Source organism: Saccharomonospora iraqiensis subsp. iraqiensis (assembly GCF_000430445.1).
Classification (GTDB): Bacteria; Actinomycetota; Actinomycetes; order Mycobacteriales; family Pseudonocardiaceae; genus Saccharomonospora; species Saccharomonospora iraqiensis.
The window spans coordinates 24,986-47,131 of sequence record NZ_KE387099.1 but is presented as its reverse complement, the minus strand read 5'-3'; the positions used below and the strand labels follow the sequence as shown (position 1 = coordinate 47,131).

At 70.6% G+C, this 22,146-nt stretch carries 20 protein-coding genes and 1 tRNA gene; 15 read left to right on the top strand and 6 right to left on the bottom strand.

All coding sequences use genetic code 11. The features are described from left to right. From ACTIR_RS0114080 to ACTIR_RS23375, 4 genes are all read left to right on the top strand, one after another. A partial coding sequence (locus ACTIR_RS0114080; RefSeq protein ID WP_199285627.1) for a WhiB family transcriptional regulator occupies nucleotides 1-371 on the top strand: 371 nt, incomplete at its 5' end. Next, entirely contained in the window at nucleotides 372-1,697 is a 1,326-nt protein-coding gene (locus tag ACTIR_RS23380) for a DUF3987 domain-containing protein (RefSeq protein WP_034240098.1), read from the top strand. 231 nt (nucleotides 1,698-1,928) lie between these two features. Then, complete coding sequence (locus ACTIR_RS0114070) at nucleotides 1,929-2,117, top strand: helix-turn-helix transcriptional regulator (protein WP_026454770.1); 189 nt, start codon at nucleotides 1,929-1,931, stop codon at nucleotides 2,115-2,117. After that, nucleotides 2,117-3,562 carry a tyrosine-type recombinase/integrase gene (locus tag ACTIR_RS23375; RefSeq protein WP_034240096.1) on the top strand — a complete coding sequence of 482 codons (1,446 nt, stop codon included), beginning with the start codon at nucleotides 2,117-2,119 and terminating at the stop codon, nucleotides 3,560-3,562. The genes ACTIR_RS0114070 and ACTIR_RS23375 overlap by 1 nt, the downstream gene beginning before the upstream one ends. 81 nt (nucleotides 3,563-3,643) lie before the next feature. On the opposite strand, the gene ACTIR_RS0114055 is transcribed toward ACTIR_RS23375, so the two are convergent. Beyond that, nucleotides 3,644-3,717 (bottom strand) — tRNA-Leu (locus tag ACTIR_RS0114055). 202 nt (nucleotides 3,718-3,919) lie between these two features. On the opposite strand from ACTIR_RS0114055, the gene ACTIR_RS0114050 reads away from it, so the two are divergent. Further along, on the top strand, nucleotides 3,920-4,552 hold the full coding sequence (locus ACTIR_RS0114050) for an ANTAR domain-containing response regulator (RefSeq protein WP_026454768.1): 633 nt from the start codon (nucleotides 3,920-3,922) through the stop codon (nucleotides 4,550-4,552). Between the two features lie 46 nt (nucleotides 4,553-4,598). Here ACTIR_RS0114050 and ACTIR_RS23370 read toward each other — a convergent pair whose 3' ends face one another. After that, nucleotides 4,599-6,389, bottom strand: a complete 1,791-nt coding sequence (locus tag ACTIR_RS23370; protein WP_084789505.1) for a hypothetical protein — start codon at nucleotides 6,387-6,389, stop codon at nucleotides 4,599-4,601. Between the two features lie 128 nt (nucleotides 6,390-6,517). Further along, entirely contained in the window at nucleotides 6,518-6,961 is a 444-nt protein-coding gene (locus tag ACTIR_RS0114040) for a hotdog fold thioesterase (protein ID WP_026454767.1), read from the bottom strand. A 62-nt stretch (nucleotides 6,962-7,023) separates the two neighbouring features. On the opposite strand from ACTIR_RS0114040, the gene polA reads away from it, so the two are divergent. Continuing rightward, nucleotides 7,024-9,732, top strand: a complete 2,709-nt coding sequence (polA, locus tag ACTIR_RS0114035; protein ID WP_026454766.1) for a DNA polymerase I — start codon at nucleotides 7,024-7,026, stop codon at nucleotides 9,730-9,732. A gap of 60 nt (nucleotides 9,733-9,792) precedes the next feature. Then, entirely contained in the window at nucleotides 9,793-10,422 is a 630-nt protein-coding gene (locus ACTIR_RS0114030) for a Rossmann-fold NAD(P)-binding domain-containing protein (RefSeq protein ID WP_026454765.1), read from the top strand. 102 nt (nucleotides 10,423-10,524) lie between these two features. Here ACTIR_RS0114030 and ACTIR_RS0114025 read toward each other — a convergent pair whose 3' ends face one another. Then, a complete protein-coding gene (locus tag ACTIR_RS0114025; protein ID WP_026454764.1) occupies nucleotides 10,525-11,424 on the bottom strand; it encodes a class I SAM-dependent methyltransferase in 900 nt (299 codons plus the stop codon). Between the two features lie 568 nt (nucleotides 11,425-11,992). Between ACTIR_RS0114025 and rpsA the strand changes: the two genes are divergently transcribed. Next, nucleotides 11,993-13,513: a 30S ribosomal protein S1 gene (rpsA, locus tag ACTIR_RS0114020; protein ID WP_026454763.1), complete on the top strand. Its 1,521-nt coding sequence runs from the start codon at nucleotides 11,993-11,995 to the stop codon at nucleotides 13,511-13,513. Between the two features lie 193 nt (nucleotides 13,514-13,706). Further along, nucleotides 13,707-14,909, top strand: coding sequence for a dephospho-CoA kinase (coaE, locus tag ACTIR_RS0114015; protein WP_026454762.1), 1,203 nt, complete (start codon nucleotides 13,707-13,709; stop codon nucleotides 14,907-14,909). A gap of 129 nt (nucleotides 14,910-15,038) precedes the next feature. Here coaE and ACTIR_RS0114010 read toward each other — a convergent pair whose 3' ends face one another. Beyond that, nucleotides 15,039-15,554, bottom strand: a complete 516-nt coding sequence (locus ACTIR_RS0114010; protein ID WP_026454761.1) for a ribonuclease FAU-1 family protein — start codon at nucleotides 15,552-15,554, stop codon at nucleotides 15,039-15,041. A gap of 70 nt (nucleotides 15,555-15,624) precedes the next feature. Here ACTIR_RS0114010 and ACTIR_RS0114005 point away from each other — a divergent pair, with 70 nt between their 5' ends. From ACTIR_RS0114005 to ACTIR_RS0113985, 5 genes are all read left to right on the top strand, one after another. Continuing rightward, the gene (locus ACTIR_RS0114005; protein ID WP_034240136.1) at nucleotides 15,625-16,890 is read left to right on the top strand and encodes a PucR family transcriptional regulator; all 1,266 of its coding nucleotides are present in this window, start codon (nucleotides 15,625-15,627) and stop codon (nucleotides 16,888-16,890) included. Nucleotides 16,891-17,043: 153 nt separating this feature from the next. After that, complete coding sequence (locus ACTIR_RS23365; RefSeq protein ID WP_233345911.1) at nucleotides 17,044-17,310, top strand: hypothetical protein; 267 nt, start codon at nucleotides 17,044-17,046, stop codon at nucleotides 17,308-17,310. A 54-nt stretch (nucleotides 17,311-17,364) separates the two neighbouring features. Further along, nucleotides 17,365-19,524, top strand: coding sequence for an excinuclease ABC subunit UvrB (uvrB, locus tag ACTIR_RS0113995; protein ID WP_026454758.1), 2,160 nt, complete (start codon nucleotides 17,365-17,367; stop codon nucleotides 19,522-19,524). Nucleotides 19,525-19,568: 44 nt separating this feature from the next. Continuing rightward, nucleotides 19,569-19,847 carry a type II toxin-antitoxin system VapB family antitoxin gene (locus ACTIR_RS0113990; protein WP_026454757.1) on the top strand — a complete coding sequence of 93 codons (279 nt, stop codon included), beginning with the start codon at nucleotides 19,569-19,571 and terminating at the stop codon, nucleotides 19,845-19,847. Next, the gene (locus tag ACTIR_RS0113985; protein WP_026454756.1) at nucleotides 19,844-20,248 is read left to right on the top strand and encodes a type II toxin-antitoxin system VapC family toxin; all 405 of its coding nucleotides are present in this window, start codon (nucleotides 19,844-19,846) and stop codon (nucleotides 20,246-20,248) included. The genes ACTIR_RS0113990 and ACTIR_RS0113985 overlap by 4 nt, the downstream gene beginning before the upstream one ends. A gap of 3 nt (nucleotides 20,249-20,251) precedes the next feature. Here the strand turns inward: ACTIR_RS0113985 and ACTIR_RS0113980 are convergent, their stop codons facing one another. Next, nucleotides 20,252-20,632 carry a VOC family protein gene (locus ACTIR_RS0113980; RefSeq protein WP_026454755.1) on the bottom strand — a complete coding sequence of 127 codons (381 nt, stop codon included), beginning with the start codon at nucleotides 20,630-20,632 and terminating at the stop codon, nucleotides 20,252-20,254. 473 nt (nucleotides 20,633-21,105) lie between these two features. On the opposite strand from ACTIR_RS0113980, the gene ACTIR_RS0113975 reads away from it, so the two are divergent. Continuing rightward, the coding region (locus ACTIR_RS0113975; protein ID WP_026454754.1) for a TerC family protein at nucleotides 21,106-22,146 on the top strand (1,041 nt) is incomplete at its 3' end.

The following is a 22,146-nucleotide window of genomic DNA, read 5'->3' as shown; positions in this document are numbered from 1 at the left end:
GAACCCCGCACGGCGACTCCGCGCCTCGCCCCGGCACCCGCCGGGCGCAGCCGCGGGCCCGGCATGTGGGCCGCGGCCGTACGGGTGGGCTCACCTGGGCCGACCTCGGACTGTCTCCCGACGATCTCGCGTGGCACGAGCGGGCCGCCTGTCGGGAGACCGATCCGGATGCGTTCTTCCCGGACGAGCACGGCCAGATGTTGCACCTGTCCGTGGCCCGCCGTGTCTGCCGGGCGTGCCCGGTGCAGGCCGAGTGCCGCGAGTACGCCCTGGCCCGTCCGGCCCTGGTGGGTGTCTGGGGTGGGCTGACCGTCAACGAGCGCATCCGGCTGCGCCGCACGTGGGGATCGATCGAGCAGGAGACCGCGTAGATGTCGAGTTCCGTCCGCCCGCTGCGGGTGCTGTCCGACCCGCCCGAGGCCGATACGGATACCGCCGAGGCGCAGGCCCACGCCGAGGTCGCCCGTGCCCGCGCGGAGCTGCCGACGCTGGACGAGGCGGTGTTCGACTGCTACCTCGGCTACCTCGTGCGGCAGGTGGAACCCACCAGCGAGGCCGACCCGGTCGCGGTGCTGGCCTCGCTGCTGGCCGCCGCCGGGGTCGCGTTGGGCCAGAAGCCGCACGTGCGGGCCGGGGACGACGCGCACCCGCTGCTGGTGTGGCCGCTGATCGTGGGCCGCACCAGCAGCGGCCGCAAGGGCACCTCCTGGTCCAGCGCCCGCCGGCTGCTCGCCGCCGCCGACGAGCAGTTCACCCGCACCAACGTCAAATCGGGGCTGTCGTCGGGGGAGGGGTTGGCGCAGTGCTTCGCCCTCGACGACGAGGCCGAAGCCGCCGGCGAGCGGGACCTGCGGCTGCTGGTGATGGAATCCGAGTGGGCCGGGGTCATGGCGAAGATGCGCCGCGAGGGCAACAGCCTCTCCGCCATCCTGCGCGCCGCCTGGGAAGGCGGCGACCTGTCCACCCTGACCGTGGCGCAGCGGGTCGCGCCCAGCTCGCACGTGGGCATCCTCGCCCACATCACACCGGGCGAGTTCCGCGCCAAGGTCTCGGCCGAGGACATGGCCGGCGGCACCTACAACCGCTTCCTCCCGCTGGCGGTGGCCCGGTCGAAGTTCCTGCCGTTCAGCCAGGGCGCCCCCGACCACCTCGTGCGTTCTCTCGGACAGGGACTCGCCGACCGGATTGCCGCGGGCTCGCAACTCGGGCTGCTCGGCTTCACCGACACCGCCGCCGAGCTGTGGCGCAGCCTCTACATCGAGTTCTCCGCCGACCAACACGACCGCCCCCAGGTCGAGCAGTTCGTCTCCCGCGCCGTGCCCAACTGCCTGCGCATCGCCGGCATCCACGCCGCCCTCGACGGACAGCCGGCCATCCACCCCGCCCACCTGACCGCCGCGGCCGCGCTCGTGCGCTACTGCATCGACTCCGCCCGCGCCGTCTTCACCGACACCGCCACCCCCGCCCGCCTCGCCGCCTGGATCGCCGAAGCCGGCGAACACGGCCGCACCCGCAAAGACATCACCACCGGCTTCTTCGGCGGCAACAAGAAAGCCGACGACGTCACCGCCATGCTCGACCAACTCATCGACGCCGACCGCATCACCCGCCACCACCAACGCCCCGACAGCGGCAAAGGCCGAAGCATCGAGATCTACACCGCCCGCGCACCCAACACCACGAACCAAACGAACTAACGAACAAACCCACTGACCAGCACAAACACCGCCGCAGCGGGCCGCATTAGTTCGTAGCCCACGAACTAATGAACCGCCGAAACCCGTCGAAGTCCCAGGTCACAGCATTCCTTCGTTAGTTCGTTTCCTCCGTCGCCCCCGGCCCGTACCTGCCACTGAGAAGGAGCGAAGCGCCATGCCACGTCCGCAGCGTGCCCACTTCCAGCTCGACCACAAGGAGTCCACGACCACATGGGGACCCAGCGTCAGCACCTCACGATCGCCGCGTTCTGCGAGGAGTTCGAGATAGCCCGGTCGACCTTCTACCAGTGGCGCACGAAGGGTCTCGCGCCGCGCTGCATCAAGCTGCCGAACGGCGAGATCCGTATCCGTCGCGCCGACGTCGAACGCTGGCTCGACAGCAGGGAGGAAGCGGCCTGATGGCGAAGACCTACGACGTCCGGGTGTGGAGCATCAAGCCACGCAAGGACAAGCAGGGCAAGGTCACCAGCTACGGCGTGCGGTGGCGAGTGGCCCAGCAGCAGCCGTTCTTGAAGTCCTTCAAGACCGAGGCGGCGGCAGACAGCTTCCGGGCCGAACTGTTGTCCGCGCAACGTGGAGGCGAAGCATTCGACACTGATACGGGTCTTCCGGTCTCACTGGCGCGTACGGCGAACGAGTTGACCTGGTTCGACTTCGCACAGCGCTACGTCGACATGAAGTGGCCGCGTGCCGCGGCGAAGTCGCGCGTGGGCAACGCCGACACGTTGGCCTCGGCCACGATGGCGATGCTGTCGACCGACCGAGGTAAGCCCGAGGAACGAGTGCTGCGGAAGGCGATGACCGGATGGGCGTTCAATACCCGGCGTCGCGACGAGCCGAAGCCGGACCACATCGCCCGCGCACTCCGGTGGCTGACAGCGAATACAGCCCCGGTCTCACGGCTCGACGAGCCCGCGGCCATGCGTGCGCTGCTCGAAGCCATCGCGACCAAACTCGATGGCACGCCGGCGAGCGCGAAGACGGTCGCGCGCAAGCGGGCAGTGCTGCACAACGCGCTCGAATACGCCGTCGAGTTGAACGTGCTCACACGCAATCTGCTGCCCTCGGTGAAGTGGACCGCGCCGAAGGAGGCGAAGGCGATCGACCGGCGCGCTGTCATCAATCCCGAGCAGGCACGCCGACTGCTCGACGCTGTGGGACGCCAGTACGTGGACGGACAGCCGCGCCGCTCGTCCGGACCGATGCTCGTCGCCTTCTTCGCGTGTCTGTACTACGCGGGATTGCGCCCGGAAGAAGCTGTGATGCTGAGTAAGTCCGACTTGCAGCTCCCGGAGAACGGCTGGGGTGAGCTGCTGCTGTCCCGCACCGCCCCGACCGCCGGCGCCGCCTGGACCGACTCCGGGCACCGCCGCGATCGTCGGCAGCTCAAACAGCGGGGGAGGGGAGAGGTGCGGCACGTACCGTGCCCGCCGCCACTCACCGAGTTGCTGCACGCACACCTGAAGCGGCACGGGACCGCGGGTGACGGTCGGCTGTTCCGAAACTTCACAGGTGGGCTCGTGGGCGAATCCACGATCGCGCGGGTGTGGGACAAGGCCCGCAGAACGGCGCTCACGGAAGCCGAGTACGCCTCCGTACTTGCCCGACGGCCCTACGACCTGCGGCACGCCTGCGTATCGACGTGGCTCGCAGCCGGCGTGCCCTCGACACAGGTGGCCGAGTGGGCCGGCCACTCCGTAGCCGTCCTCCACCAGATCTACGCGAAGGTGCTCGCCGGCCAGGAGGAGGCCGCCCGCGAGCGCATCGACCGGGTGCTCGGGCTCCCCACAGCTGAGTCTCGTTCCACACCGGTGCCACAGACGCCGGACGACGGCGGTACATAGCCGGACACGGTCGGACAGTACGAGAACGGCCCCTCACCGCGTTTGCGCAGGTGAGGGGCCGTTTCGTGTGGTTGCGGAGGGTGCCCCCGGTGCGACTCGAACGCACACTGGACGGATTTTGAGTCCGCTGCCTCTGCCGATTGGGCTACGGGGGCGTGGTGACGCGCACTTTACTCCCCGTCGTCCGGAGCCGGACACCGGGTCGGGCGGTCGCGGGTGGTGGGCCGGAACACCTGGGCAGTGGCGATCACCGCACGTGGCGAACGCCATCACGACCCGGGCCGTCGTTACCGGTAGCCTTTCCCCTAGCGGAACGCCGCTGTCAACCGTACCCGTCGAACGCCAGGAGGAACCCCGGTGAGCGAAGCGGCTACCGAGGCCAACGACGCCGCCGCCACGCCCCAGCGCCGTGTGCTCGTCGCGGAGGACGAGGCACTGATCCGTCTCGACCTCGTCGAGATGCTCCGCGAAGAGGGTTACGAGGTGGTCGGTGAGGCCGGAGACGGGGAAGAGGCCATCAAGCTCGCCACCGATCTGCGCCCCGACCTGGTCATCCTCGACGTGAAGATGCCCAAGCTCGACGGCATCGACGCCGCCGCGAAGATCACCGGCGACCGGATCGCCCCCGTGGTGATCCTGACGGCGTTCAGCCAGCGGGACCTGGTGGAGCGTGCCCGCGAGGCGGGCAGCATGGCGTACCTGGTCAAGCCGTTCGCCAAGCGTGACCTGGTGCCCGCCATCGAACTCGCGGTCAGCCGGTTCTCCGAGCTGAAGGCGCTGGAGTCGGAGGTCGCCGGGCTCAACGACCGCCTGGAGACCCGCAAGCTGATCGACCGTGCCAAGGGCCTGCTCATGACCCACCAGGGCCTCACCGAGCCGGACGCCTTCCGCTGGATCCAGCGCACCGCGATGGACCGGCGGACCACCATGAAGGCTGTCGCCGAGGCGGTCATCGACAACTTCGGCACCGAGAAGGACACGAGCAAGTAGGCCGACCTCCCGCCGGTCGCGCCCGGCGCGGGCGGGCCGGTGGTCCTCAGGAGTTCGGCGCCTTGAACGACGCCTTCCGCGCCGCCTTCGCGACATCCGCGTCCGGATGGTGGCGGCCGATCAGGGTGAGCACCGTGTGCCGGTGCGGATGGTTGAGGCGCCACATCGTGTCGAACACCGACTCCTCGCCCGGGCGCACGGCCTCGGCCAGGTTCCCCGCCAGGTCGTCGGGCAGATCCTCCTCGTCGACCGCGCAGTAGAGGTCGAGCAGCAACCACGCCAGGTCCTCGTCGTCCTGCTCGAACTCCGGCGCGGGGCCGTGCAGGTCGGTCAACGCCTGCCTGGCGTACGGGCGCAGCGCCGGCTCGTCGAGCAGTTCACGCCAGACCGCGTCGGCGTCCTCCCCGAGTTCGCGCAGCAGCGACGTGGCGATGAGGCGTTCGTCCGGGCCCGCGTCCCGGGCCGCGTCCGCGAGCGCCCGCGCGGCCGTGTCGGCGTCGCGGACCGTGCGCCAGCCCCGCCATTCGTCCCGCAGGTCGTCGTCGGTGCCCGCGGTCCCGACCGTGAGCAGGTGCTCGGCGCTCATCTCCGCGGGTGGCGGGAGCAGGGGGATCTCCAGATCGTCGCTGAGCTCCGTCCACAGTGCGGAGAGACCGAGCGGACGCAGTCGCACGACGTCGACGTCGTCGATGTCGACCGCGCCGAGATCGGCCAGGCGTCCGTAGAGCACCCGGGCGGGGTCGCCGTGCACGGCGACCCAGTCCTTCCACGCCTCGTCCGCCCGTCCCGCGGGCAGGTCGTCCACCGCCATCTGCCGGATCATGCCGCTGACCCGGGCCAGAGGGAGCCCGTCCCGCCGTGCCGCGAACAGCGGCAGCAGGGTGCTGCCCGCCGGGCGCAGGTCCAGGTCGATCTCGGCGGCGCGCTCGGCGTCGGTCAGCATGCTCCACGCGCTCAGCTCCGTGAGCGCCTGTCGCCAGACGAGCAGTACGGTCTCGTCGTCGCCGTCCGCCCACTCGTCGGCGACCTCGCCGGCGACCGCCCCGGTGTCCTCCACATCCACGAAGCCGAGCGCCTCGGCCAGCTCCCACAGCTGTGCCAGTTCCGTGACGCGGGCGTCGCTGTCCGGGGCGAGGTCGGGGTCGCCGAGGGCGAGCTCGTCCACCACCGCCGCCGCGTCCGCGGGCTCGAGATCGCCCTCGGCGGTCACGGGCCGACCGTCCCCGACCCAGCGGGCCAACGCCAGGACACGGGCCAGCCGCGGGCTCGCACGTGCCTCGTCCGCGAGCTCGGCCTCGGACGGCAGTCGCAACGGCGGCAACCGGTCCGTCCCGAACACCGCGACCAGGTCGGCCACCCGGTCCTCGTCCTCGTCCTCCCCGGTGCCGGCCGAGTTCCCGGCCTCCCCGGGCCCGGCGGACCCGTCGGCCTCCCGCCCGTCCGGTTCCGCCCCGACGAGATCGTGAAACGCGCCCGCGACCTCCTCGGCGAGCACGGCGTCGCCGAACTCGTCCGCCGCGGCGTCGATCTCCCGGCGCAGCTTCGCCCCGAGCGTGGCCGGAACGAGGCCGGTGTCGGCGGCGTACTCCACGACGGCCCGGGCCGCGTCCAGCACCGCGTCGATCCGGTCCGTGCCCACCCGCTCGGGGCAGTGGTCGAGCAGCAGCTCGGTCGCGGCGCCCTCCGTCAGGTCCCTCAGGTCGGTGACACCGAGGTCGTCCGACAGCGCCTCGAGGACCACGCCGAGGCCGTCGGCGGCCGGGACGGACCGGCGGCCGGACCGTTCGGCCCACCGCGTGACGGCGTCGGTGGCGGCGGCGATCTCGTCGTGTCGCATCGGGCGAGGTTATCGCCGGTTCCGGGCGGCGCGCCGCCCGGCGGTGCGCGGGTGTGGACAACCGGCGGGTCGCCGCGTCCGCGGGACAGCGGCTGTGGACGGTCCCGGTGTCGAACGGCGCCGGTGGTTCACGCCGCGGTCGGACGGGGCCGGACCACGCAGGTGAGCCGGGCGGTGCAGCTGCGCCTGCCCGCCTCGTCGCTGATGGTGATGTCCGCGGTCACCGTGCCGCGTCCCACGTGCAGTGGGGTCGCGACCCCCGTGACGTGCCCGGAGGTGACCGCGCGGTGGTGGGTGCAGGACAGCTCCAGCCCCATCGCGACCCGGTCGGCCCCCGCGTTCAGCGCCGCCACCGTGGAGCCGAGTGCCTCCGCGAGGACGGCGTTGGCGCCCCCGTGCAGAAGCCCGTACGGCTGAAGATTTCCCTCGACCGGCATCGTGGCGGTGACCCGTTCCGGGGACAACTCGGTGAAGCTGAGTCCCACCTTGTCGTTGAGTTGCTGCTCGGCGATCTCCGGGCTGATGCCGGACAGCTCCTCACGGACTCGCTCCTCGGACACGTGCTCGGTCACTCGCGGCTCCTCGGTCGACACGACGGGCCAGGCTGTCGGCCCCTCAGCCTAGACTCGCGGGGGTGAGCCCCAACGAGAACACCTCCGTAGCGAACGACACACCGCGGCTTCTGCTGATCGACGGCCATTCCATGGCGTATCGCGCGTTCTTCGCCGTGCCCGCCGACCGGTTCCAGACCTCCACCGGCCAGGTGACCAACGCGGTGTTCGGGTTCACCTCGATGCTGATCAACCTGCTGCGCGACGAGAACCCCACCCACCTCGCGGTCGCGTTCGACGTGTCGCGGCAGACCTTCCGCACGGAGGTCTTCGAGGACTACAAGGCGAACCGGTTGACCACCCCCGACGAGTTCCGGGGCCAGGTGGAACTCGTCAAGGAGGTGCTCGCCGCCCTCTCGATCCCGGTGCTGGACAAGGAGGGCTACGAGGCCGACGACGTGATCGCCACGCTGACCACGCAGGCCGAGAACGAGTACGACGTCCTGATCTGTACCGGGGACCGGGACGCGCTGCAGCTGGTCAACGACTCGGTGACCGTGCTCTACCCCCGCAAGGGCGTGTCCGACCTCGTCCGCTTCGACCCGGCCGGGGTCGAGGAGAAGTACGGACTCTCGCCGGACCAGTACCCGGACTTCGCCGCCCTGCGCGGCGACCCGTCGGACAACCTGCCCGGCATCCCCGGGGTGGGGGAGAAGACCGCGACGAAGTGGATCCGCCAGTTCGGCTCGCTCGACGCGCTCGTCGACCGGGTCGACGAGGTCAAGGGCAAGGTCGGTGACACGCTCCGGGCACATCTCGACTCCGTGGTGCTGAACCGGCAGCTCACCGAGCTCATCCGGCAGGTGCCGCTGGAGGTCACCCCGGCCGACCTCGCGCTGCGCCCCTGGGACCGGGACGCGGTGCACCGGGTCTTCGACGAGCTCGAGTTCCGTGTCCTGCGCGACCGGCTGTTCGCGTCCCTGTCCAGTGCCGAACCGGAGGCCGACGCCGGTTTCGAGGTCACGGGCACCGCGCTGGAACCGGGCACGGTGTCCGACTGGCTGGCGCGGAACGCCCCCCGCGGCAGCACGGTGGGGCTGTCCGCGCGCACCACCGGCGCGTCGGTGGAGGCGGACCTGCGGTCGCTGACCCTGTCGACCGCCGACGGCCACGGCGCCTACGTCGACGTCGCCACGGTGACCGAGGAGGACGACCGGGCACTCGCGGCGTGGCTGGCCGACCCGGAGGTGGCCAAGGTCGGGCACTCGCTGAAGACGGCGCTGCACGCGCTGCGGGCCCGGGGGTGGTTCCCCGAGGGGCTGGCGATGGACACCGAGCTCGCCGCGTATCTCGTGCGGCCGGGTCAACGGTCGTTCGAGCTCGACGACCTGGTGCTGCGGTACCTGCGCCGGCAGCTGACGGCCGAGACCCCGGACGACGGGGGGCAGATGTCGCTGTTGGACACCGACGACACCGACACCCGGCACGTGCACGCCGAGTTGGTGCGCGCCCGCGCCGTGGCGGAGCTGTCCGGTGTCCTGGCCGACGAGCTCACCACCATCGGCGGGGCGGACCTGCTCCGCGACATCGAGATGCCGCTGCTGTCGGTGATCACCGAACTCGAGGCGGCGGGGATCGCCGTGGACGCCGACGCGCTGACGACGCTGGAGGCGCACTACGCGAGCCGGGTGAAGGAGGCCACCGAGAACGCGTACTCGGTGATCGGCAAGCAGATCAACCTGGGCTCACCGAAGCAGCTCCAGGTCGTGCTCTTCGACGAGCTCGGCATGCCGAAGACGAAACGCACCAAGACCGGCTACACCACCGACGCCGACGCGCTCCAGACCCTCTACGAGAAGACCGAGCACCCGTTCCTGGCCCACCTGCTCGAACACCGGGACGCGACCCGCCTGCGCACCACCGTCGAGGGACTGATCAAGGCGGTCGGGGACGACGGCCGCATCCACACCACGCTCCACCAGACGATCGCCGCCACCGGACGGCTGTCGTCGGTCGACCCGAACCTGCAGAACATTCCGATCCGGACCGACGAGGGTCGCCGCATCCGGGACGCCTTCGTCGTCGGCGAGGGTTACTCCCAGCTGATGACCGCCGACTACAGCCAGATCGAGATGCGCATCATGGCGCACCTGTCCGGGGACGCGGCGCTCATCGAGTCGTTCCAGTCCGGTTTCGACTTCCACGCGTCCACGGCGGCCCGGGTGTTCGGGGTGGAACCGACCGAGGTCGGCGGGGAACAGCGCGCCAAGATCAAGGCGATGAACTACGGACTGGCGTACGGCCTGTCCGCGTACGGGCTGTCGCAGCAGCTGCGCATCTCCACCGAGGAGGCACGCGGACTGATGGACGACTACTTCGCGGGCTTCGGCGGCGTGCGGGACTACCTGCGCGGCGTCGTCGACCAGGCCGCGAAGGACGGCTACACGCAGACCCTCTTCGGCCGCCGCCGCTACCTGCCCGACCTCACCAGCGACAACCGGCAGCGCCGTGAGATGGCGGAGCGCATGGCGCTCAACGCGCCCATCCAGGGGAGCGCGGCCGACATCATCAAGGTCGCCATGCTCGGGGTGCACCGGGCGCTGACGGACTCGGAACTGCGCAGCCGGGTCCTGCTGCAGGTGCACGACGAGCTCGTGCTGGAGGTCGCCGACGGGGAGCAGGACGACGTCGAGGCCCTGGTGCGGCGCGAGATGGGCGCGGCCTACCCGCTCTCGGTGCCGCTGGAGGTCTCGGTCGGGTTCGGGCGGTCCTGGAACGAGGCCGCCCACTGACGCTCCCCGTCCGCCGCGCACGGGAGATTAGAGGGTCACTCGTTCGGGTATTCGCAGGTCATGACAGGACCGTATGCACTGATCCTGGCCGGTTCGGGAATGCTGAAGGACGTGGCCGAGCAGTTGACCCGGGACGGCTGGTGCGTTCTGCTGCCCTGCCGTCGCTACAGCCCGGTCCCGGTCACCCCGGACGGTGACCCGGTGGGCCGGGCGCTGTGGATCGAGGCCGACTGGGACGAGCCCGAGGAGCTTGCCCACCGGGTCGCCGCGACCACCCACGGGGCTCCGGTCGACCTGCTGGTGGACTGGCTGCACGAGTCGTACCGCCGCCCCGTGCTGGCGGCCGTCTCCGGCCTGCTGGCGCCCACGGCGCCGGTCGTCGACGTGCGCCCGGCGAACGAGGCCACCGACACCACGACGCTCCCGCGGCCCGAGCCGGTCCTCGGGGAGCGGGCCACCCAGGAGGTCCTGTTGGGCGAGACCTCCGGTCTCGATCCCGAACGGCCGCTCGCGCACCGGGAGACCGTGGCCGGGGTGCTCAACGCGACCCGCCGGGCCCTCGACGGGGCGCCGTCCTCGTTGCACCTGGTCGGCGAGCGCAGGCCCCGCCCGCGCATTCCGCGTCCCCGCCTGCACTGGGACGAGACGGCCGCTGCCGCGGTGCCCCGGCCGCGTGTCGGAACCCCGTGAGGCGGCCCCGTCCCGAACGTGGTCGGTGACGCCTGTGCACTGGTCGGGGTCTGTCCCGGAGACCCGTTGCCCGGTTACAGGGTTACGCCCGGTGGCGGCGGGCTACTCCGCGACGCAGCGGAAGATCGCCGTGCCGGGGAACAGCTTGCCCCGCAGTGGACTCCACTGCCCCCATACGCGGGTGTGACCCTCCGGCCATTCCGGCTCGATCAGGTCGAGCAGCCGGAATCCGGTGTCGGCCAGCGCGCGGACGTAGTCGCCGAGCGTGTGCTGGTACTCGACATAGGTCGCGGCCCCGGAGTCGTCGACCTCGACGTAGGGGGTCCGGTCGAAGTAGGGCTGGGTGGCGGTGAGGCCGGCGGGGCCCGGATCGTCCGGAAAGATCCACCGCATCGGGTGAGTCACGGAGAACACCCAGCTCCCGCCGGGCCGCAGCACCCGCTGGACCTCCGCGAACACGGTCGCGGGCGAGGGCACGAACGGGAGCGCGCCGAACGCGGAACAGACGACGTCGAACCGGTCGTCGGCCAGGGGCAGGTGTTCGGCGTTGGCCTGAACCAGGGCCGGATGCAGGCCGGTGTCCCGGTTGGCGGCCCGGGCGTGGGCGAGCATGCGGCCGGAGAGGTCCACGGCGACCACCCGCGCACCCTGCCCGGTCAGCCAGCGCGCACACGGTGCGGAGCCGCACCCCACCTCCAGCACGTCGGTGTCCGCGACGTCGCCGAGCAGATTGGCCTCGGCCTCGCGCAGTCCCTCGGGACACCACAGGAAGTCGGCCTCCCCCAGGAAGTCACCGTGGGCGCGGTGGTAGTCGTCCGCGTCGGCGTCCCACCAGGCCAGGTTGGCCGCCGCGGCCTCGGCGGAACCGACCCCGCGGTGCGCGACACCGGCCGTGCCGAGTGTGACCTCGGCGCTGAGGTGGCGTTCCGGCCCGGTGGCCCACCCCGGGCCAGCCTCCGCCGGAGTGCTGGTCCCGGATCCGGAGGTACTGGACTCTGCCACGGCACCGTTCCTCTCAGCCTGTCGTCGACCGGACGTTCCGGCGAGGGGAACCGTACGGCCGTCCCCGCCGCCGGGAAGCGGGGCACACGGAGGCCCGGCCGGGGTGTGATCCCGCGCGCTCCCCGGGGCATGCGCACGCGGGCGCGCGGACCCTGATTGTGCGGTCTCCTCGCCACCGCGTAGGATAACCGTTAGCGCAGTGGGTTCGCGCTGCCTTCGAGCCGGCTCGTGTGGTCACCGCCTGGTGTGGTATCCGCACGGACGCTGGGGAGTCGGGGTCGCGCACCATCTGGTGATGCTCGCGGCCGTTCCCGGACGAACGACAGCATCGTCATCGCCGCGCCACGCCGTTCAACCCCAGACCGGCGTCGACAACTTCAGACAGCTTCCCAACTTCAGACGAGCTCTCGACCTCGGACAACGCTGAGTCGCCCGCACGGAGCCGGAGTCGCCCGCACAACGCCGGACCTCCGGGCCGCGCGGGATTCGCCTCGGACCACTCCGCGGTCCGGAGAGCCGAGCACCTGCACATCGACGAGACCTAGCCGCAACCGGAGCAACCCACCTAATGACCATCGACACCACCGCCGCCCCGAGCGCCTCCGAGCAGGCGAAGCAAGTCGCCGTGAACGACATCGGGTCGGAGGACGACTTCCTCGCTGCTATCGACAAGACAATCAAATACTTCAACGATGGGGACATCGTCGAAGGCACCATCGTCAAGGTCGATCGCGACGAAGTGCTGCTCGACATCGGATACAAGACCGAGGGTGTCATCCCCTCCCGCGAACTGTCCATCAAGCACGATGTCGACCCGGCCGAGGTTGTCGCCGTCGGTGATGCGGTGGAGGCCCTTGTCCTGCAGAAGGAGGACAAGGAAGGGCGCCTGATCCTGTCCAAGAAGCGCGCCCAGTACGAGCGCGCCTGGGGCACCATCGAGGAGCTCAAGGAGCGCGACGAGCCGGTCAGCGGCACGGTCATCGAGGTCGTCAAGGGCGGTCTCATCCTGGACATCGGCCTGCGCGGCTTCCTGCCCGCCTCGCTGGTGGAGATGCGCCGGGTGCGCGACCTCCAGCCGTACGTCGGTCGCGAGCTCGAGGCGAAGATCATCGAGCTGGACAAGAACCGCAACAACGTGGTGCTGTCCCGGCGCGCCTACCTGGAGCAGACCCAGTCCGAGGTCCGCAGCGAGTTCCTCAACGCGCTGGCCAAGGGGCAGGTCCGCAAGGGCGTCGTGTCCTCGATCGTCAACTTCGGTGCCTTCGTCGACCTCGGCGGTGTCGACGGACTGGTGCACGTCTCCGAGCTGTCCTGGAAGCACATCGACCACCCGAGCGAGGTCGTCGAGGTCGGCCAGGAGGTCACGGTCGAGGTGCTCAGCGTCGAGATGGACCGCGAGCGCGTGTCCCTGTCGCTGAAGGCCACCCAGGAGGACCCCTGGCGCCAGTTCGCCCGCACCCACGCGATCGGTCAGATCGTGCCGGGCAAGGTCACCAAGCTCGTCCCGTTCGGCGCGTTCGTCCGCGTCGAGGAGGGCATCGAGGGCCTGGTGCACATCTCCGAGCTGGCCGAGCGGCACGTGGAGATCCCGGAGCAGGTCGTCCAGGTCGGCGGCGAGGTCATGGTCAAGGTCATCGACATCGACCTGGAGCGGCGTCGGATCTCGCTCTCGCTGAAGCAGGCGAACGAGGGCTTCACCCCGGACGCCGAGTTCGACCCGACCCAGTACGGGATGGCCGCCGAGTACGACGACCAGGGCAACTACATCTACCCCGAGGGCTTCGACCCGGACACCCAGGAGTGGCAGGAAGGGTACGAGAAGCAGCGCGAGGAGTGGGAGCGCCAGTACGCCGAGGCGCACAACCGCTACGAGCAGCACATGCGTCAGGTGGCCGAGGCCCAGGCGGCCAACGCCGCGGCCGTGGCCGACCAGGCCACCGGCAGCACCGGCGGCTCCGGTGGTGGCGGCGGTGCCGAGGAGCAGAGCTACGGCTCCGCCCAGCCCGAGCAGGACGAGCGTTCGGGTGGCACGCTGGCCAGTGACGAGCAGCTCGCCGCCCTGCGGGAGAAGCTCTCCGGCGGCGCCTGAGCCGGGTAACACCCCGTGAGAAGGCCCCCGGTCCACCCGGACCGGGGGCCTTCTTCTGTCCCCGCGAGTTGCCGCCCTGTCCCCGCGAGTTGCCGCCCTGTGTCCGCGAGTCGGCATGCGGTGCCCGCGAGTTGCCGATCCACGCCCGGAGATCCCCGCCGGGCGGATATGGCAGGCATGGTTCAATGCCGCCATGTTGCGAGTCGGGCTGACGGGCGGGATCGGTGCGGGGAAGTCGACCGTGGCGGACCGGCTCGCCGAACACGGGGCGGTGGTGATCGACGCCGACCGCGTCGCGCGCGAGGTGGTCGAGCCGGGGACGGACGGGCTCGCGGAGCTCGTCGCGGAGTTCGGCCGGGACATCCTGACCCCCGACGGTGCGCTGGACCGCACGGCACTCGCCGCGCGGGCGTTCGCCGACGATGCCGCCCGTGCGCGGCTCAACGCGGTGCTGCACCCCCGGATCGGGGCCCGGACCGCCGAGTTGATGGACACCGCGCCCGCCGACGCGATCGTGGTGCACGACGTGCCGCTGCTGGTCGAGGGCGGACTGGCCCCGAGCTACCACCTCGTCGTCGTGGTCGACGCCGACGAGGAGGTGCGGGTACGGCGGCTGGCCGAGACACGGGGGATGAGCGGGGACGACGCCCGGGCCCGCATCGCGGCGCAGGCGAGCACCGCCGAGCGTCGCGCCGCGGCCGACGTCTGGCTGGACAACGGTGGCGATCGGGACGCCGTCCTCCGTGCCGTGGACGGGCTCTGGACCGACCGGCTCGTGCCGTTCGAGCAGAACATCCGCCTGCGCACTCCCCGCGCGCCCGCACCGCCGGAGGTGGTGCCGGCCGACCCGACCTGGCCGGAACAGGCGGCGCGCGTGTGTGCCCGCCTCCGGCTGAGCACGCAGGAGCGCGCCGTGCGGGTCGACCATGTCGGGTCGACCGCGGTGCCCGGTCTGCCCGCCAAGGACGTGCTCGACCTCCAGCTCGTGGTCCCGAGCCTGCAGGACGCCGACGCGCTGCGGGAGACGTTGGCGGACGCCGGATTCCCGGGGGCGGAGGGCGAGTGGTTCGACCACGCGACCGACGGCGCAGGTCACCGGGAGAAACGCCTGCACCTCGGTGCCGACCCGGCACGGCCGGTCAACCTGCACGTGCGACCCGCGGAGGGGCCCGCGTGGCGGCGGGCCGTGCTGTTCCGTGACTGGCTCCGTGCCGTCCCGGAGGAGGCCGCCGCCTACGCGGAGGTGAAGCGACGGCTGGCCGCCGACCACGCCGACGACCCGAACGTGCTCGCCTACGCCGAGGAGAAACAGCCGTGGATCACGGCGGCGTTCGGGCGTGCCGAGGCGTGGGCGGCGGAGACGGGGTGGACTCCCGACAGCAGCGACCGGGAGTGAAGCCGACGGGGCGCGTCCCCACCGTCCGCCCCGGCCGTGACACCACTCCGGGGGACGACTCGCGGACCTGAGGAGTCGACTCGCGGACCTGGAGTGGCGACTCGCGGGGCTGGAGTGGCGACTCGCGGGTTACGGGTGGCGGTGCCAGGTGAGGTGGATGTCGGTGGTGGCCAGCCAGCGGGTGAGGTCGTAGTCGTGGGAGGCGAGGGCGTCCACCGTGGCGAACGCGGTGTCGAGGGCGGCGTGGGCCTGCTGTTGGGTGAGGTGGCCGGCCACCGTGGCCGCCAGCAGCTCGTCGGTGTCCAGCACCTCCACCCCGTGCCCGGTGCGCAGCACGAGGTCCAGATACAGGTCGGTGGTGCGCCAGACGTCCCCGTCGACGTCGATGGTCACCACGTCGAGGTAGAAGTTCTGGTCGCGCTCGTGCCCGGGGTTGAACCAGAAGTCGGTGATCTTGAGCCCGAGCGAGGGCAGGAGCCAGGATTCCAGGTAGTGGAACTGGGAGCGGCCCGGTGTCGGCCGCGCGATGTAGAGGCCGAACGGTTCCACCCGGCGTTCGGCGATGGTGCGTACGATCCCTTTCGGGTCGACGTTGGTGTTCGTGGCGAGGTCCAGACGCTCGTGTTTCGGCGGGTGCACGGCCATGGCCACATCCTGACGCGTCTCCGGCGGGTTGACACCCCCGGAACGAGTGTCACGCTCTAGAGTGGCGCGCGTGCAGGGCGAGACCAACATCACGCGCAATCTGTCGGACGTCGCCGCGGCGATGGCGGGCCGCGAGGAGGAGCTCACCCACGAGCTGGTGGCCCTGTACGAGCGGGAGCTCCCCCACCTCGTCAACGACGACGAGGGCATGGTGAGCCTGCTGTCGTCGAGCGTGTACCAGAACATCGACACCGCGCTGGGGCTGTTCCGGCACGGGATCGACCCGACCCGCGTGGAGGCGCCCGCCGCGGCGATCGAGTACGCCCGCAGGCTGGCCCAGCGGGGCACGTCCGTGGTGGACCTGATCCGCGCCTACTACCTCGGGCAGACCGCGGTGCTGGACAACGCGCTCGACGAGGGCGCGCGGCAGATCAACGAACCCGGCGAACTCGGCAGCTCGATGCGCCGGGCGCTGAGCACGGCGTTCACCTTCATCGACCGGGTCACCCTGCAGGTCGTCTCGGCCTACGAGGACGAGCGCGACCGCTGGATGGCCAACCGCAGCGCGGTCCGCGCGGCGCGGGTCCGGGCCGTGCTCGACGACGAGAACGTGGACGTCGACGCGGGTGAGGCCGCGCTCGGCTACCGGCTGCGCGGGCACCACGTCGGGATGATCCTGTGGTATCCCGCCCACACCCATCCGGCGGATCCGCTGGCCGGGCTCGAACGGGTCGCGCACCGGTTCGTGGACCGGCACACCGGCGAGAACCGGCCGCTGTTCGTCCCGCACGACGAGCTGTGTGCCTGGGTGTGGCTGCCCGTGCCGGGGGAGCGCGGTCCCGACTGTGCGGAGGCGGAGCGTGCCCTGGTCGAGTCCGACCCCGACGTGCGGGTGGCGCTGGGCGAGCCGGGGCGGGGACTGGCCGGGTTCCGCCGGACCCACCGGCAGGCGGCACGGGTGCAGGCCCTGGCCCGTGCGGCGGGGGAGAACTGTGCCCGGCTGCTCACCTTCGCCGAGGTCGGGGCCGTGGCGCTGATGAGTACCGATCTGCAGGCCGCCCGGATGTGGGTCGAGGACACCCTCGGCGGGCTCGTCGACGACGACCCCCAGCAGGACCGGTTACGGGAGACGCTGCGGGTCTTCCTCGCCTCGGGGGCGAGTTACACCGCGGCGGCCGGCCGGCTGTCGATGCACAAGAACTCGGTCCAGTACCGGGTACGCAAGGCGGAGGAGCTGCTGGGCCGGCCGATCGCGGAGAAGCGACTGGACATCGAACTGGCCCTGCGGCTGTGCCACCGGCTCGGGACGGCGGTGCTGAGAACCCGGAAGCCGTAGTCGGACCGGAACACGGCGGTCGGACCGGGAGACGCGGTGATCGGACCGGGAGACAGCGGTCGCACGGTCTTCGGTCCGGCGGACCAGTCCGGCACCCCATCGTTGGTCGCCGGACACGAAGCGTCGCACCTGTTCCGCGATTATTCTCCCCGCATGGGGTCCACACTGCCTGAACCGGGGGAAGCGGTCGCGGTCGTCCGCCTACGGCGGGGGATCGTCGGGGAGACGAGACGGGTCAGTCACGTGCTCACCGTCCCCCGGCCCGGACTGGTCCCCGACGAGCTGGCCGCGTTCTGCGGTGCCCGGCTGCAACCGGGTCAGGCCGAATGGTTGCCGTCGCTGACCGGTATGCCGTGCGAGCGGTGCCTGTCCGTGCTGATGACCCGGGTCCCGGCCGACGAGCTGGGGCTGGCGAGCTGATTCACAGGGTTCGCCACGCCGGAACCGTCGGTGGGTTCACCTAACCTGGGAGACGTGGCATTCGCGACAGAACACCCCGTACTCGCGCACTCCGAGTTCCGGCCCGTCTCCGAGATCCCGCGGTCCGAGGGGCGGTTCGAGGTCGTGTCCGACTACGCGCCCGCGGGCGACCAGCCGGAGGCGATCGAGGAGCTGGACCGCAGGCTCTCCGCGGGGGAGCGGGACGTCGTCCTGCTCGGGGCCACCGGGACCGGCAAGTCGGCGACGACGGCCTGGCTGATCGAACGGGTCCAGCGGCCCACCCTGGTGATGGCGCCGAACAAGACGCTGGCCGCGCAGCTGGCCAACGAGCTGCGGGAGTTCTTCCCGAATAACGCGGTCGAGTACTTCGTCAGCTACTACGACTACTACCAGCCCGAGGCCTACGTCCCGCAGACCGACACCTACATCGAGAAGGACTCCTCGGTCAACGACGACGTCGAACGGTTGCGGCACTCGGCCACGATGAACCTGCTCTCCCGGCGGGACACCATCGTGGTCTCCAGCGTGTCCTGCATCTACGGCCTCGGCACCCCGCAGTCGTACCTCGACCGGTCGACCCGGCTGGCCGTCGGTGACGAGGTGGACCGTGACACGTTCCTGCGCGCGCTGGTCGACGTGCAGTACACCCGCAACGACGTCGCGTTCGCCCGGGGCACGTTCCGCGTCCGGGGGGACACCGTCGAGATCATCCCGGCCTACGAGGAGCTGGCCATCCGGGTCGAGTTCTTCGGCGACGAGATCGACAGCCTGTACTACCTGCACCCGCTCACCGGCGACATCGTCAACGAGGTGCAGGAGGTGCGGATCTTCCCCGCCACCCACTACGTCGCGGGGCCGGAACGCATGGAGAAGGCCGTCGCCGACATCGAGGCCGAGCTGGAGCAGCAGCTGGCCAAGCTGGAGAACCAGGGCAAGCTGTTGGAGGCCCAGCGGTTGCGGATGCGCACCACCTACGACGTCGAGATGATGCGCCAGGTGGGTTTCTGCTCGGGCATCGAGAACTACTCCCGGCACGTCGACGGGCGCGGGCCCGGTTCGGCCCCGGCGACCCTGCTCGACTACTTCCCCGAGGACTTCCTGCTGGTCATCGACGAGTCGCACGTCACGGTGCCCCAGGTCGGCGGCATGTACGAGGGGGACGCCTCGCGCAAGCGCACCCTGGTCGAGCACGGCTTCCGCCTGCCGAGCGCCCTGGACAACCGCCCGCTGACGTGGGAGGAGTTCTCCGACCGCGTCGGGCAGACGGTGTACCTGTCGGCGACGCCCGGCCCGTACGAGATGGGGCAGGCCGGCGGGGAGTTCGTCGAGCAGGTCATCCGCCCGACCGGCCTCGTGGACCCCGAGGTGGTCGTCAAGCCCACCGAGGGGCAGATCGACGACCTGGTGCACGAGGTGCGCGCCCGGGCCGAGCGGGACGAGCGCACGCTGGTCACCACGCTGACCAAGAAGATGGCCGAGGACCTCACCGACTACCTGCTCGAACTCGGCATCCGCGTGCGCTACCTGCACTCGGAGGTGGACACCCTGCGCCGGGTGGAGCTGTTGCGGCAGCTCCGGGCGGGTGATTTCGACGTGCTGGTGGGCATCAACCTCCTGCGGGAGGGGCTCGACCTGCCCGAGGTGTCCCTGGTGGCGATCCTGGACGCGGACAAGGAGGGATTCCTGCGCAGCGGTACCTCCCTGGTGCAGACGATCGGCCGCGCGGCCCGGAACGTCTCCGGGCAGGTGCACATGTACGCCGACACGGTCACCGACTCCATGCGGTACGCCATCGACGAGACCAACCGGCGGCGGGCGAAGCAGATCGCCTACAACACCGAACACGGCATCGACCCGCAGCCGCTGCGCAAGAAGATCGCCGACATCCTGGACCGCGTCTACACCGAGGCCGAGGACTCCGAGCAGGAGGTCGAGGTCGGCGGTTCGGGGCGCAACGCCTCGCGCGGCAAGAAGCCGGAGCAGGGGGACACGGTGCGCAGCTCGGGTGTGCTCGTCGACCGCGACCCGACCACGATGCCCCGGGCGGAGCTCGCCGACCTCATCCAGCAGATGACCGACCAGATGATGCAGGCCGCCCGCGACCTCCAGTTCGAACTGGCGGCCCGGCTGCGCGACGAGATCGGCGAACTCAAGAAGGAACTCCGCGGCATGGACGCTGCCGGCGTCGAGTGACATTCCAGTTGGTGGATGTACACCTTTGTTGATAGCATTACACCATGGCGCTCAACATCAAGGACGCCGAGACCGAGCGTCTCGTCGCCGAACTGGCCGAGCTGTCCGGAGAGAGCAAAACGGCTGCGGTCCGTACAGCGGTGCGTGGCCGCCTGGCTCAGTTGTCCACCGGTTCCGAGGAAACGGCGGCGCTGCGGCTCCGCAGGATGCGACGGTTGCTCGAGGACGAGATCTGGCCCCTGGTACCGCCTGAGGAACTCGGCAGGCCGATCCCGAAGGAAGAACAGGAAGCGATTCTCGGCTTCGATCGCGAGGAGGCATGATCGTCGATACGTCGGCGATCATAGCCGTGTTGCGCAGGGAAGAGGGACACGAGCTGCTCGAGGAGTGCCTGGCGAGTGCCGAGGCGCCCAGGGTGGGTGCGCCGAGCGAGGTGGAGGCCTCGATCGTCCTGGAGAGCCGTCTCGGCGGCCGGGGCAGGCTGATTCTCGCACGGTTCCTGGCCGACAGCGGCATCGAGACCGTGCCGTTCACTGCGGAGCACGCCGCCCTCGCGGCCGACGCCTACAGTTGGTTCGGTAAACGGCGGCACCCGGCGAAGTTGAACTTCGGGGACTGCTGTACCTACGCGGTGGCGCGACTCGCGGGTGAGCCGCTGTTGTGCGTCGGCGACGATTTCACACGGACCGACCTCGAACTGGTTTCCCTGCGCGACGCCGGGTGACCGCTACCGGGCGCTCGGGTCGGTCTCCAGCATGCCGAAGATGTTGCCCTCGGGGTCACGGCAGTAGACGATCCAGCCGACGTCGGCGATGGCGCTCTTCGTGGTGATCACGCTCCCGCCCGCCTGTTCGATCTCCCGGCTGAGCAGGTCGAGGTCCTCGACCTCCACCGTCAACGGGAAGGCGTTCAGGCTCGCGTCGGGGTCCGGCGGCGGGCCCTGACGTTGGGCCATACCCCCGTCGATGCCCGGTCCCTCACCCGTGGTGATCAGCCAGTACGAGGCCTCGGTCGAGCGCTCGAACGTCCAGTCGAACACCGTGGTGTAGAAGGTGATCGCTCGTTCCGGCTCGCTCGCGTGGATCTCGAAATGGACCGGACGCGGCATGGTGGTCTCCTCCGGGGACGACGCGGGGACGAGAGCGGACGGGCGCACGGGCCCACGCGGAAATTGTCGCCCCCCGCGGGCATACTTGCCATCCGCGGAACGGGCCCCGCGGACGGGTTCCGTCTCCCGTGGCGGCACCCGTGCGCGGTGCCGCACAGACGGCAGGCACCCGCGCACGGGGAGCGCGGGGTGGTGACCGGTCGGCGCGGTCTCGGGGCGAGGGGGACGCGCCGACCGGTCCCTGTGAGCGAACTAACGGGTGGTGCGGGTGGGTTTCCCGCCCGTTTACTGGATCGGAGGACCTCGGACCCGCGAGGATGTCCCGCGTTGTGGAGGGGAGTATTCCTTCGCGGCGGTGTCGTCAACACGGTCGTCCCACGTGGCACCCGGCGCCGTCGGCCGGCCGGTCGTGTGTCGGTGGGAGAGACCTCCGGGTCGTGACCGTAGCTGCGCTCACCGGAGGTCGGCGTTCGATGATTGTTCCCCTGTGGGTCTGGATCACCACGGTTCTCGGTCTGCTCGCCCTGATCGCGGCGGACCTGGTGATCGTGGACCGCAGACCGCACGAGGTCTCCACCGGCGAGGCGGCCCGGTGGGTCGTCTTCTACGTCACCTGCGCCGTCCTGTTCGGGGCCGGGGTCTGGGTGTTCGCGGGAGGTGGCTACGGGGTCGAGTTCTTCACCGGCTACCTCACCGAGTACTCGCTGTCGGTGGACAACCTGTTCATCTTCATGGTGATCATGGCGTCGTTCCGGGTCCCGGCGGTCCACCAGCACCGTGTGCTGCTCATCGGGATCGGGCTCGCGCTGCTCATGCGGGGCGTCTTCATCGCGGTCGGCGCGGCCCTGATCTCCCGGTTCGTGTGGGTGTTCTTCGTGTTCGGCGCCGTCCTGCTGTGGACGGCGGTCAGCATGCTGCGGGACAAGGGCGGTCAGGACGAGTACACCGAGAACGCGGTGACCCGGTGGGTGCGCCGGTTCTTCCCGGTCACCGACGACTACGTCGGGCACCGGAGCGTGGTCACCCGGGACGGCAGGCGGTACCTGACGCCGATGTTCGTCGTCATCGTCGCGATCGGCAGCGCGGACCTGCTGTTCGCGGTCGACTCGATCCCGGCGATCTTCGGGATCACCCAGGAGGCGTACCTGGTCTTCACCGCGAACGCCTTCGCGCTGATGGGGCTGCGCCAGCTGTACTTCCTGCTCGGCGGTCTGGTGAGCAGGCTGGTGTACCTGTCCTACGGCCTCGCGCTGATCCTCGGATTCATCGGCGTGAAGCTCGTGCTGCACGCGCTGCACGAGTACCACGTGACCCCACCCTGGCTGCAGATCAACAACTGGACGTCGCTGGGAGTGATCATCACGGTCCTGACCCTGACCACGGTCGCCAGCCTGCTGCGGTCGCGGCGGGATCCGGACGCGGTGGGCACCCTGACGCTGCACGCACCGACCCCCGCGGACTCCGCGGACTCCGCGGCCTCCGAAGGCGCGGCCACGGCCGCCCCGGCGGACGGG